11 protein-coding genes are annotated in these 11,506 nt (G+C 67.5%); 8 read left to right on the forward strand and 3 right to left on the reverse strand.

Annotated features, from left to right (window positions below):
• Window positions 1-95: 95 nt before the first annotated feature.
• Window positions 96-1,490, forward strand: coding sequence for a replicative DNA helicase (locus tag R5H19_RS04985; RefSeq protein WP_318157846.1), 1,395 nt, complete (start codon window positions 96-98; stop codon window positions 1,488-1,490).
• Window positions 1,491-1,602: 112 nt separating this feature from the next.
• Complete coding sequence (gene radA, locus R5H19_RS04990; RefSeq protein WP_318157847.1) at window positions 1,603-2,988, forward strand: DNA repair protein RadA; 1,386 nt, start codon at window positions 1,603-1,605, stop codon at window positions 2,986-2,988.
• 8 nt (window positions 2,989-2,996) lie between these two features.
• On the opposite strand, the gene ccsA is transcribed toward radA, so the two are convergent.
• Complete coding sequence (ccsA, locus tag R5H19_RS04995; protein WP_318157848.1) at window positions 2,997-3,794, reverse strand: cytochrome c biogenesis protein CcsA; 798 nt, start codon at window positions 3,792-3,794, stop codon at window positions 2,997-2,999.
• 96 nt (window positions 3,795-3,890) lie between these two features.
• Here ccsA and ffh point away from each other — a divergent pair, with 96 nt between their 5' ends.
• From ffh to rplS, 5 genes are all read left to right on the forward strand, one after another.
• Window positions 3,891-5,270: a signal recognition particle protein gene (ffh, locus tag R5H19_RS05000; RefSeq protein ID WP_318157849.1), complete on the forward strand. Its 1,380-nt coding sequence runs from the start codon at window positions 3,891-3,893 to the stop codon at window positions 5,268-5,270.
• Between the two features lie 158 nt (window positions 5,271-5,428).
• On the forward strand, window positions 5,429-5,683 hold the full coding sequence (gene rpsP / locus R5H19_RS05005) for a 30S ribosomal protein S16 (RefSeq protein WP_108472511.1): 255 nt from the start codon (window positions 5,429-5,431) through the stop codon (window positions 5,681-5,683).
• A gap of 2 nt (window positions 5,684-5,685) precedes the next feature.
• Window positions 5,686-6,201, forward strand: coding sequence for a ribosome maturation factor RimM (rimM, locus tag R5H19_RS05010; RefSeq protein WP_318157850.1), 516 nt, complete (start codon window positions 5,686-5,688; stop codon window positions 6,199-6,201).
• A gap of 33 nt (window positions 6,202-6,234) precedes the next feature.
• The gene (gene trmD, locus R5H19_RS05015) at window positions 6,235-7,008 is read left to right on the forward strand and encodes a tRNA (guanosine(37)-N1)-methyltransferase TrmD (protein WP_318157851.1); all 774 of its coding nucleotides are present in this window, start codon (window positions 6,235-6,237) and stop codon (window positions 7,006-7,008) included.
• Window positions 7,009-7,052: 44 nt separating this feature from the next.
• Window positions 7,053-7,445 (forward strand): 50S ribosomal protein L19, encoded by a 393-nt coding sequence (gene rplS / locus R5H19_RS05020; protein WP_318157852.1) that lies wholly within the window; start codon window positions 7,053-7,055, stop codon window positions 7,443-7,445.
• A gap of 96 nt (window positions 7,446-7,541) precedes the next feature.
• Here rplS and R5H19_RS05025 read toward each other — a convergent pair whose 3' ends face one another.
• Window positions 7,542-9,584 (reverse strand): EAL domain-containing protein, encoded by a 2,043-nt coding sequence (locus R5H19_RS05025; protein ID WP_318157853.1) that lies wholly within the window; start codon window positions 9,582-9,584, stop codon window positions 7,542-7,544.
• Between the two features lie 134 nt (window positions 9,585-9,718).
• Window positions 9,719-10,735 carry an EF-P beta-lysylation protein EpmB gene (gene epmB, locus R5H19_RS05030; protein WP_318157854.1) on the reverse strand — a complete coding sequence of 339 codons (1,017 nt, stop codon included), beginning with the start codon at window positions 10,733-10,735 and terminating at the stop codon, window positions 9,719-9,721.
• Window positions 10,736-10,852: 117 nt separating this feature from the next.
• On the opposite strand from epmB, the gene efp reads away from it, so the two are divergent.
• A complete protein-coding gene (efp, locus tag R5H19_RS05035; protein ID WP_318157855.1) occupies window positions 10,853-11,419 on the forward strand; it encodes an elongation factor P in 567 nt (188 codons plus the stop codon).
• The last annotated feature ends 87 nt before the right edge of the window (window positions 11,420-11,506 follow it).

The raw sequence follows: 11,506 nt of genomic DNA on the forward strand, positions 1-11,506 counted from the left end.
GAGACGGCGCCGCGCATGATGATGTCGGTGTGACCGTCCGCGGCATGTAGGCGCAGGGCGTGCCGACCGTGGGGCCATTCTCCAGAGGTAAATCGATGTCCTTCGTGCCTGAGCGCAAATCCTCCTCTCCCGCCATCGAGGCGCTGCGCGTGCCGCCGCATTCGATCGATGCCGAGCAGGCGGTGCTGGGCGGCCTGATGCTGGCGCCGGACGCGCTGGACAAGGTGGCCGACCGGCTCGGCGAGGACGATTTCTACCGCAAGGACCACCGGCTGATCTGGCGCGCCATCAACGAACTGGCGAACAAGGGCATGCCGTGCGACGCGGTGACCCTGGGCGACTGGTTCGAGAGCAACGGCCTGGCCGAGATGGTCGGCGGCGCCGGCTACCTGATCGAACTGGCCAACAGCACACCCAGCGCGGCCAACATCGCCGCCTACGCCGAGATCGTGCGCGAGAAGTCGGTGCTGCGCCAGCTGATCGACGCCGGTACCTCGATCACCGAGGACGGCTACCGGCCCGAGGGCAAGAGCGTGCACGAGGTGCTGGAAAGCGCCGAGCAGCGCGTATTCCACATCGCCGAATCCGGCGCGCGCGGCAAGAAGGATTCGGTCTCGATGCGCGAGGCGGTGAAGGACGCTTTCCGCCTGCTCACCGAGCGCTACGAGAACCGCGGCCAGCTCACCGGCGTCAGCACCGGCTTCACCGACCTGGACCGGCTCACCTCCGGCCTGCAGCCGTCGGACCTGATCATCGTGGCGGCGCGCCCGTCGATGGGCAAGACCGCCTTCGCGCTGAACATCGCCGAGGCCGCCGCGCTGGGCGGCAAGAAGGCGGTGGTGGTGTTCTCGATGGAAATGTCTTCGTCGCAGCTGGCGTTCCGCCTGATCTCTTCGGTCGGCCGCATCCACCAGCAGCACCTGCGCAACGGCGACCTGCAGGAGGAGGACTGGCCGCGCGTCTCCAATGCCATCGCGCTGCTGTCGGAGGCGAAGATCTTCATCGACGACACGCCGGGCCTGTCGCCGGTGGAACTGCGTTCGCGCGCGCGCAGGCTGCACCGCGAGCACGGCGGGCTGGGCCTGATCGTGATCGACTACCTGCAGCTGATGCAGGTGCCCGGCAACAAGGAAAACCGCGCCACCGAGATCTCGGAGATCTCACGCTCGCTGAAGGGGCTGGCCAAGGAACTGAACGTGCCGGTGATCGCCCTGTCGCAGTTGAACCGCTCGCTGGAGCAGCGCGCCGACAAGCGCCCGATGATGTCCGACCTGCGCGAGTCCGGCGCCATCGAGCAGGACGCCGACGTGATCATGTTCATCTACCGCGACGAGTACTACAACAAGGAATCGCCCGACAAGGGCGTCGCCGAGATCATCATCGGCAAGCAGCGCAACGGCCCGACCGACACCTGCAAGCTGACCTTCCTCGGCCACTACACCCAGTTCGTCAACCACGCGTCGGACTCGTTCGTCGGATCGTTCGACTGACGAAGGGGAATCGCGCGGCGAAGGCCGACAGTTTTTCGGGTCGATGCGTCTCGCCGCCTGCGATGGCTGCGTGCCAAGCTCGCCTCTTCCACCTATCCAGCCGGGAGCCCGCATGGCCAAGGCCAAGACCGCCTATGTCTGCACCGATTGCGGTGCCGAACACCCGAAATGGCAGGGCTCGTGCGCCGAGTGCGGCGCCTGGAACACGCTCAGCGAGATCGTGCTGGCGCCGGCCTCGGCGGCGAAGCCGTCGGTGGGCGCGCAGCGTTCCAGCTACGCCGGCGCGGCCGCGGGTGCCCCGCGCATCACACCGCTGACGGCGGTGGCGTTGACTACCGAGGCGCGCACGCTGACCGGCATCGGCGAGCTGGATCGCGTGCTCGGTGGCGGCCTGGTGCAGGGCTCGGTGGTATTGATCGGCGGCGACCCCGGCATCGGCAAATCGACCCTGCTGCTGCAGATGCTGGGCACGCTGGGCGGGCAACTGCCCAGCGTCTACGTCACCGGCGAGGAGTCGCTGGCGCAGGTGGCCGCGCGCGCGCAGCGCCTGGGGCTGCCGCTGGAGCCGCTGCAGGCGCTGGCCGAAACCTGCATCGAGCGCGTCCTCGAACAGGCGGCGGCGAGTCGTCCGCAGGTGCTGGTGATCGACTCGATCCAGACCATCTGGACCGAACTGCTCACCGCCGCGCCCGGCTCGGTGTCGCAGGTGCGCGAATCGGCGGCCAAGCTCACCCGCTTCGCCAAGGAGACCGGCACCAGCGTGTTCCTGGTTGGCCACGTCACCAAGGAAGGCGGCATCGCCGGCCCGCGCGTGCTGGAGCACATGGTCGACGCGGTGCTGTACTTCGAGGGCGAATCCGGTTCGCGCTTCCGCGTGCTGCGCGCGTTCAAGAACCGCTTCGGCGCGGTCAACGAGCTGGGCGTGTTCGCGATGGGCGACAAGGGCCTGCGCGAGGTGCCGAATCCCTCGGCGATCTTCCTCTCCACCCACGCGGGTCCCACCCCGGGCAGTGCGGTGATGGTCACCCGCGAAGGCACCCGGCCGCTGCTGGTGGAGGTGCAGGCACTGGTGGACCAGAGCTCGCTGGGCAACCCGCGGCGGGTCACCCTGGGGCTGGAGCAGAACCGGCTGGCGATGCTGCTGGCCGTGTTGCACCGGCACGGTGGCGTGGCGGCCTACGACCAGGACGTGTTCGTCAACGTGGTCGGCGGAATCCGCGTGCAGGAAACCGCGGCCGACCTGCCGGTGCTGCTGGCGGTGCTGTCGTCCTTGCGCGACCGGCCGTTGCCGGAGCACATGGTCGCGTTCGGCGAGGTCGGCCTGTCCGGCGAGATCCGCCCGGTGCCGAACGGCGAGGAGCGCCTGAAGGAAGCCGCCCACCATGGTTTCCGCCGCGCCATCGTGCCGAAGGCGAACGCGCCGAAGAAGGGCAAGGTTGGCGAGATGGAGGTGGTCGGCGTGGAGCGGCTGGGCGAGGCGATCGACGCCTGCCGCTGAGCTTGCGGTTACATGCCGCGGTGCAGGATCAGCTCCAGCACCGCCTTGCTGCCGAAGAATGCCAGCACCAGCACGGCCATCCCGACCAGGGTCAGGTTTACCGCGCGCGTGCCGCGCCAGCCGTGCCGCCAGCGGCCGTACAGCAGCACGCCGAACACCAGCCAGGCGCCGATCGACAGCACGGTCTTGTGCGCCAGGTGCTGGCCGAACAGGTTGTCGACGAACAGCACGCCGGTGAGCAGGGTCAGCGTGAGCAGCACGAAGCCGGCGCTGATCAGGCGGAACAGCAAGGTTTCGGTCAGGGTCAGCGGCGGCAGCGCACGCAGCCAGCGGCCAAACTGGCGATGGCGCAACGCGCGCTCCTGGATCGCCAGCAGGATCGCCAGCACGGCGGCGATCGACAGCACGCCGAACGCGACCAGGGCGACCGTCACGTGCAGCTTGATCTGCCAGCCCATCGGTTGCGGCAGGGTGGGGGGTGCCAGGAAGCTGTCCACGGCGAGCAGCGCGGCGGTCAGCGGAAACACGATCACGCCGAGTGCGGCGACCGGGCGCGAGGCGTTCACCAGCAGGGTCAGCGCCGAGACGACGAACGCGACCAGCGACAGCGCCGCGAAGAAATGCAGGTCCAGCGCACCGCGGTGCATGCCCAGCAGGATGCCGGCGTGGATCAGCACGGCGCTGCCGGCCAAGGCCAGCGCCAGCCGGTTCAGCGGCTGGCCGCCACTCAGCAGCGGGCGCGCCAGCCCGGTGGCGGCGGCGAGGTAGAGTGCGATGGCGAGCAGGGCCAGAACGTGGATGGTCATGGCCGCGCAGTGTCGCACAGGGTTGTACCGCCCTGCATGCGGAGCGGTGCGATCCGTCCGCTATAATCGGGCGCTTTCCTGTTTGCCGGTCCCGTCATGTTCGAGTCGCTCAGCCAACGCCTGTCCACCACCGTCAATCGCCTGCGTGGTCGCGGCCGGCTGACCGAGGAGAACATTCGCGAAGCCTTGCGCGAGGTGCGCATCGCGCTGCTGGAGGCCGACGTGGCGCTGCCGGTGGTGCAGGCGCTGATCCAGCGCATCAAGGTGCGCGCGGTCGGCCAGGACGTGATCAAGAGCCTGTCGCCGGGCCAGGCGCTGATCAAGGTGGTCAGCGACGAACTGACCGTGGTGATGGGCACCGCCAACACCGAGCTGAACCTGGCCCAGCAGCCGCCGGCCGTGGTGCTGATGGCCGGCCTGCAGGGCGCCGGCAAGACCACCACGGTGGCCAAGCTGGCGCGCCTGCTGACCGAGCGCCGGAAGAAGAAGGTGATGGTGGTCAGCTGCGACGTCTACCGTCCGGCCGCGATCGAGCAGTTGCGCACGCTGGCCGAGCAGGTCGGTGTGAAGTTCTTCCCGTCCGCGGCGGGTCAGGACCCGGTGCAGATCGCGAAGGATGCCATCGCCGCCGCGCGGCGCGAGGTGGTCGACGTGCTGCTGGTCGACACCGCCGGCCGCCTGCACGTGGACGAGGCGATGATGGCCGAGATCAAGGCGCTGCACGCCGCGATCACGCCGATCGAAACCCTGTTCGTGGTCGATGCGATGACCGGCCAGGATGCCGCCAACACCGCCAAGGCGTTCAACGAGGCGCTGCCGCTGACCGGCGTGATCCTCACCAAGACCGACGGCGACGCCCGTGGCGGCGCGGCGCTGTCGGTGCGTTACGTCACCGGCAAGCCGATCAAGTTCCTCGGCGCCGGCGAGAAGAGCGACGCGCTGGAGCCGTTCCACCCGGATCGCCTGGCCCAGCGCATCCTGGGCATGGGCGATGTGCTGAGCCTGGTCGAGGAAGTCGAGCGCAAGGTCGACCAGGACAAGGCGCAGAAGCTGGCCCAGAAGGTGATGAAGGGCAAGCGCTTCGACCTCGACGACATGAAGGACCAGCTGGAGCAGATGGGCAACATGGGCGGTCTGGCCGGGCTGATGGACAAGCTGCCCGGCGTGTCCAGCCTGCCGGACAGCGTGAAGTCCAAGGTCAACGACGGCGAGATGAAGCGGATGATCGCGATCATCAGCTCGATGACGAAGAAGGAGCGCCGCCATCCGGATTTGCTGAACGGCTCGCGTCGCGCCCGGGTGGCGCGCGGCTCGGGTACCCAGCCGGCCGACGTCAACCGCCTGCTCAAGCAGTACATGCAGATGGAAAAGATGATGTCCAAGCTGTCCAAGGGCGGCACCAAGGGCCTGCTGCGGCAGATGCGCGGCGCCATGAAGGGTATGGGCGGCATGGGCGGGCTGCCGCCGATGCGTTGAGCGCGGGGGACGAGGGAAAGTCGGCCGGTGCCACCACTCTCGCCATTCACTCCTTCCCGTCAGGCCTTCCCTTTTCCTCAAAATCCGTTAAAATGCCGCGTTTACCGCGCACGGCTCTCGTGTGCCTGCCGCCGGTTCGGCAATTCTGGAGTTCTACCATGGTCAAGATTCGTCTTTCGCGCGGTGGCGCCAAGGGCCGTCCGTTCTACCACGTCGTCGTGACCGACCAGCGCAACAAGCGCGACGGCCGCAACATCGAGAACGTGGGCTTCTACAACCCGGTTGCGTCGGGCAAGGACAAGCGCCTCGAGCTGAACGTCGCGCGGGTGCAGGAGTGGGTCGGCAAGGGTGCCCAGCTGACCGACAAGGTCGCCGCCCTGGTCAAGGAAGCCGGCAAGCAGCAGGCTGCCTGAGCATGGTTGCAGCCGGTCGGCGCGTCCTGATCGGGCGCATCGTCGGGCTGTACGGCGTGCAGGGCTGGCTCAAGATCGAATCCTGGGCCGAGCCGCGCATGCGGATCTTCGACTACCAGCCGTGGTTGCTCACGGCAGCGTCCGGCACGGAGACGCAGGTCAGCGGTGTGAAGGGTCGTACGCAGGGCAAGGGCATGGTGGCCCATCTGCCCGGCGTGGACGACCGGGAGCAGGCAGCGGCGCTGGTCGGCAGCGACATCCATGTCGCCCGTGAACAGCTGCCGCCTGCCGCTGAAGGCGAGTATTACTGGGTCGATCTCGAAGGACTTGAGGTCGTCACCACGGAAGATGTGAAGCTGGGGCGGGTCAGTCACCTGTTCGCCACTGGCGCCAACGACGTGGTGGTGGTGAGGGATGGCGAGTGCGAGCGGCTGATTCCCTTCATCCAGGGTTCGTATGTGCGTTCGGTGGATTTGTCCGCAGGGCGCATGGTGGTGGACTGGGATCCCGAGTTCTGAGGCCGCCGGGTCGCGGCAGAGGGTCTTTGGATCATGCGTATCGACGTCGTCAGCCTGTTTCCCGACTTCGTGCGCCAGTGTGCCGCGGTCGGTGTGGTGGGACGCGCGCAGCAGCGCGAGCTGCTGCAGGTGGAAACCTGGAACCCGCGCGACTACGCCACCGACCGGCACCGCAGCGTGGACAGCAGCTCGTACGGCGGCGGTCCGGGCATGGTGATGATGATCGAGCCGTTGCGCACGACCCTGGCGGCCATGCGCGCGGCGGCACCGGAACCGGTGCATCTGGTTTATCTCAGTCCGCAGGGAGCGCGGCTGACGCAGGGCAGGGTTAAGGCGCTGGCGAAGCTGCCGCGCATCGGCCTGCTCTGCGGGCGTTACGAAGGCGTGGACGAGCGCCTGCTGGCGCACGAGGTCGACGAGGAGCTTTCCATCGGCGATTATGTGCTGTCCGGCGGCGAGCTGGCCGCGGCGGTGGTCATCGACGCGGTAGGGCGCTTGCAGGAAGGTGCGTTGAACGACGCGCAGTCGGCCGAGCAGGATTCATTCTCGGATGGCTTGCTGGATTGTCCGCACTATGGAAAACCGGTGCGTGACGCACTGGGTGACGTACCGGAGGTGTTGCTGTCCGGTGACCATGCGGCGATTGCCCGCTGGCGCCTCAAGCAATCGCTGGGGCGGACCTGGTTGCGGCGCCCGGACTTGTTGTCACAGCGTGGGCTGGATGCGGCATCCCGGGCCTTGCTGGATGAATTTCGTCGTGAACATGCCTCCAGGCAGGCGACACGGCAGGACGATGCGGTCGAATGACGGTCGCAGCATTGATATCGCAAAAGTGAACCGACAGGTGCGCCATGAACAAGATCATTGAACAGTTCGAATCCGAGCAGATCACCCGCCAGCTGCCGGACTTCGGCCCAGGCGACACCGTGGTGGTCAACGTCAAGGTGAAGGAAGGCAACCGCGAGCGCGTGCAGGCGTTCGAGGGCCTCGTCATCGCCAAGCGCAGCCGCGGCCTGCATTCGGCCTTCACCGTGCGCAAGATCTCGCACGGCACCGGCGTGGAGCGCGTGTTCCAGGCGCACAGCCCGGCCATCGACTCGCTGACCGTGAAGCGCAAGGGCAAGGTGCGCGGCGCCAAGCTGTATTACCTGCGCAACCTGGAAGGCAAGGCCGCCCGCATCAAGGAAGACGTCGCCGCCGCTGCCGCCGCCAAGGCGAGCGCGAAGGCTGCCGCGGCCGAGTAATCCGCCTCGCGGCTGTTGCTGCATGAAAAAACCCGCGGAGCGATCCGCGGGTTTTTTGCCTGTGCGAGACGGCGTGCCGCGCTTCGCCGGAGGGCGCTATTCCAGCCGCTGTGGCTGCTGCAGGAAGTTGCCCTGCACGAAATCCACGCCGCAGGAGAACAGCAGCGAGGTGCTGGTGGCGTCCTCGACCCACTCAGCGATGGTCAGGCGCTTCAGTTCGCGTGCCTGCTGGCAGAGTTCGCTCACCTTCTTCTGGTTCTCCGGGTGCTGCGGCAGGTCGGCCATGTAGCTGCGGTCGATCTTCAGGTAGTCCGCGTCGATGTGGTTTAGCAGCTGGAACGAATTGAGGCCCGAGCCGAACTGCTCCAGCGCGAAGCGGCCACCCAGCTTCTTCCAGCCGTTGACGAACTCCTGCGCCGGGCGCAGCAGGGTCATCACCTTGCTTTCGGTCATCTCGAGCACCAGCTGCCCGCGCTTCAATCCGGCCTGCTTGAGCCGATCGCCCAGCCACGGCAGCAGCGTGTCGTCCTGCAGCGAGGCGGCGGTGAGCTTGACGAAGAACGTGGTCTGCTGGCCCTGACCCTCGCGTTCCTGCAGTGCCTTGATGGCCTGGTCGAGCACCCAGCGGTCGATCGCGCCGGTGAGGCCGTGCTTTTCGGCGATCGGCATGAAGAAGCCGGGCAATACCTCGCCCTGCGGGCCGTTCATGCGCAGCAGGATCTCCGAATAGTCGCCCTCGGCGTCCTGCAGGCTGATGGTCTGCTGGTGGTAGAGCACCAGGCCTTCCCCGGTCAACGCCTTGCGCAGCAGTTCCAGCCAGTAGCGCTCGCGCTCCTCGTCGGCCTTTTCGCGCGCGGCCGGGTCGTGCAATTCCATCTGGCTGCCGCCGAGGCTTTGTGCGGTGCGCAGGGCCTGGTTGGCCTGGTTGAGCAGCAGCTCGGTGTTCGCGTTCTTCTCGCCCAGCAGGCTGCCGCCGATGCTGGCGGTGACCGTGATCGAGCGCGAGCCGGCGTCGAAGATTTCGCTGCTGATGCTGTGCTGCAGCTTGGCGATCCATTCCTTGATCGCCTCGTCCGGGCGCGAGTCGAGCACCACGCCCAGCGTGTGCTCGGCCAGCATGCCGGCGATATCGTCGGCGCCGAGCAGCATGCGGATGCGGTCGGCGAAGCCGGCCAGCAGTTCGTCCGCCTTGCCCAGGCCGATACCACCCACCAGCGAGGTCCAGTTGTCCGGCTCGATCAGCAGCAGCGACTGGCCCTTCTTGCCCTTTGCCGCGGCAGTCACCGCGTCGTCGATGGATTCCAGCATGCGGGCGCGATGGAACAGGCCGGTGACCGGGTCACGCTGCAGCTGCTCCAGCACAGCCTGGTCGACCAGCTGCCGTCGGAACACGATCTGCAGGCAGGGCTCGCCCTCGAACGTGGCCGGCGCGAACTCCACCGTGGCGTCGAACTGGCTGCCGTCGGCGCGACGCGCGTGCAGGGTGAGCTGGGACGGCAGCTTCTCCTGCCGCGCGTGGCCGCGCAGCAGAGCCTTGAATTCGTCGGCGTGGGTCGCATCGATCATGTCCAGCACCGGCAGCCCGAGCAGGTCGTCGAAGCTGTCGTAGCCGAAGGTTTCCAGGTAGGCATGGTTGGCCCGCACGTGCATGCCCTCGTGCACGTAGGCGATCGCGTCGGTGGAGGAGTCGAGCAGCGCGTCGCAACGGCGCTCCGATTCGCGCAACGCAGTTTCCAGGCGGCGCACCTGGCGACGTGTCTGCAGCGACTCGAACTCGCGCTGCAGCACCGCGATCAGCTGTTTCGGCTGGCTGCGCGAGGCGACGCCGCGGGCGCCGTGCACGAACAGGTCCGCCACGATCTGGTTGTCGATGGCGTTGACCAGGCCCAGCAGCGAGCAGTCGCGGCCATAGGCGTCGAGCACCTTGACCGCCTCTTCCAGGCTGATGCTGGTGATCGCCGGGTCGAACATGATCACGTCCGGCTCCAGTTCGTTCACCGCCGCCTGCATCTGCTCCACGTTGGTGGCGCGGGCCGGCCGCACGGCAATGCCGGTATTGCGCAGCAGGCTGATGATCTGCTCGGCCTCTTCCAGCGAACTTTCGACGAAGAGGATCTTGATGACGAAATCTTTTTTCATGGGGCGTGATGCTGTCCGTTGATCATTGCTGGCGGTACGGGACGGTCCGTGCATTCAGCCGCGATCACTGTTTGTAACGGATTCCGTCGGCAGCCGCCAGCGGGAAAATCGCGCCGTGGCGACTGTTGCCCGGTTCACAGCGGCCGTTTGGAGGCGTCGCCGCCCACCTCGCGTACCAGCCGGGGCACCAGGTAGCCCGGCAGGCGGGCACGCAGCGCTTCCACCAGCGCCAGGGCCCGGCCGTCGTCGACCTCGAAATGCGCGGTGCCCTGCACGCGGTCGAGCTGGTGCAGGTAGTACGGCAGCACGCCGGCGGCGAACAGCCGCTCGGACAGCTCGGCCAGCGCGCCGGCGTCGTCATTGACCCCGCGCAGCAGCACGGACTGGTTCAGCACGGTAGCGCCGGCTGCGCGCAGGCGGGTGCAGGCGGCGTCCACGCCGGCGTCCAGTTCGTTGGCGTGGTTGGCGTGCAGCACCACCACCTTCTGCAGCGGCAGGGCGGCCAGCCAGCCGATGAAGGCGTCGTCGATACGCTCCGGCAGCACCACCGGCAGGCGGCTGTGGATGCGCAGGCGGATGACCTGCGGCAAGTCGGCCAGGCCGCGACCCAATTCCTCCAGTTTGCTGGTGGCCAGCGCCAGCGGGTCGCCGCCGGACAGGATCAGCTCGCTGATCGAGGGGTCGCGGCGCAGATGCTCCAGCGCCTGCTTCCACTGGCCGGCGGCAGCCATCTCCTCGCCGTACGGGAAGTGCCGGCGGAAGCAATAGCGGCAGTTGATCGCGCAGCTGCCGCTGGCGATCAGCAGCGCGCGCCCGTGGTACTTGTGCAGCACGCCACGCGCCTCGCGCGCCGCCATGTCGCCGACCGCGTCGGTGACGAAGCCGGGCATCTCGTCCAGCTCGACCAGTTGCGGCAACACCTGCAGCAGCAGCGGGTCGCGCGGGTCGCCGTGGCGCATGCGGGCCACGAAGCCGCGCGGCACCCGCAGCTGGAAACCGGCATCCGCCGGCGGCAGCTCTGCGGCCAGGTGCTGCAGCCCGACCAGTTCCAGCAGTTCGCCGGCATCGGTGACCGCCTCGCGCCACAGCTGGCGCCAGTCGGCGGCCGGCGCGTCCGGCGTAATGCGTGCAGCAGGGCTTGCGGTTATCATGTGTGGCCTTGTCTGGGCCGGCCGGCCCGTCAAACCAGTTATTTTAGCCGCCGGCAGCGGCATGGGGGCCCGTTTCGGGCCCTTGAACATTGAAATTCATTTCTCGGAGCGCATTGCATGGCCATCGCCGGTCTCAACGACGTCAAGAAGGGTATGAAGATCCTTCACAACAACGATCCGTGGATCATCACCGAAGCCGACTTCATCAAGCCCGGCAAGGGCCAGGCGTTCACCCGCATCTTCATCCGCAACCTGAAGACCGGGCGCACCACCGAGCAGACGATGAAGTCCAGCGATTCGTTCGAGGTGGCGGACGTCACCGACACCGACATGCAGTACCTGTACTCCGACGGCGAGTTCTGGCACTTCATGCACCAGGAGTCGTTCGAGCAGCACCAGGCCAGCAAGGTAGGCGTCGGCGATGCGGCGAAATGGCTGAAGGGTGAGGAAGAGTGCGTGGTCACGCTGTTCAACGGCGAGATCATCGCGGTGCAGCCGCCGAACTTCGTCGAGCTGAAGATCACCGAGACCGACCCCGGCGTGCGCGGCGACACCTCCGGCGGCGGCGGCAAGCCGGCCACGCTGGAGACCGGCGCGGTGGTGCGCGTGCCGCTGTTCGTGGGCACCGACGAGGTGATCAAGGTCGACACCCGCACCGGCGAGTACGTCAGCCGCGTCAAGTGAGTCCGTACGATTCCGGCCCGGCCGGGATCGTCGAAACATGGGGCGGGCGCCGGGAGGCGGGCCGCCCCATCTCGTATCCATTCCTTG

Source organism: Rhodanobacter sp. KK11 (genome assembly GCF_033345435.1).
GTDB lineage: Bacteria > Pseudomonadota > Gammaproteobacteria > Xanthomonadales > Rhodanobacteraceae > Rhodanobacter.

What these genes read in the sequence shown, in the direction of transcription:
- rpsP (WP_108472511.1), top strand. Translation starts at nt 5,429, where the DNA reads ATGGTCAAGATTCGTCTTTCGCGCGGTGGCGCCAAGGGCCGTCCGTTC.
- ffh (WP_318157849.1), top strand. Translation starts at nt 3,891, where the DNA reads ATGTTCGAGTCGCTCAGCCAACGCCTGTCCACCACCGTCAATCGCCTG.
- efp (WP_318157855.1), top strand. Translation starts at nt 10,853, where the DNA reads ATGGCCATCGCCGGTCTCAACGACGTCAAGAAGGGTATGAAGATCCTT.
- rimM (WP_318157850.1), top strand. Translation starts at nt 5,686, where the DNA reads ATGGTTGCAGCCGGTCGGCGCGTCCTGATCGGGCGCATCGTCGGGCTG.
- ccsA (WP_318157848.1), bottom strand. Translation starts at nt 3,794, where the DNA reads ATGACCATCCACGTTCTGGCCCTGCTCGCCATCGCACTCTACCTCGCC.
- rplS (WP_318157852.1), top strand. Translation starts at nt 7,053, where the DNA reads ATGAACAAGATCATTGAACAGTTCGAATCCGAGCAGATCACCCGCCAG.
- trmD (WP_318157851.1), top strand. Translation starts at nt 6,235, where the DNA reads ATGCGTATCGACGTCGTCAGCCTGTTTCCCGACTTCGTGCGCCAGTGT.
- R5H19_RS05025 (WP_318157853.1), bottom strand. Translation starts at nt 9,584, where the DNA reads ATGAAAAAAGATTTCGTCATCAAGATCCTCTTCGTCGAAAGTTCGCTG.
- R5H19_RS04985 (WP_318157846.1), top strand. Translation starts at nt 96, where the DNA reads ATGTCCTTCGTGCCTGAGCGCAAATCCTCCTCTCCCGCCATCGAGGCG.
- epmB (WP_318157854.1), bottom strand. Translation starts at nt 10,735, where the DNA reads ATGATAACCGCAAGCCCTGCTGCACGCATTACGCCGGACGCGCCGGCC.
- radA (WP_318157847.1), top strand. Translation starts at nt 1,603, where the DNA reads ATGGCCAAGGCCAAGACCGCCTATGTCTGCACCGATTGCGGTGCCGAA.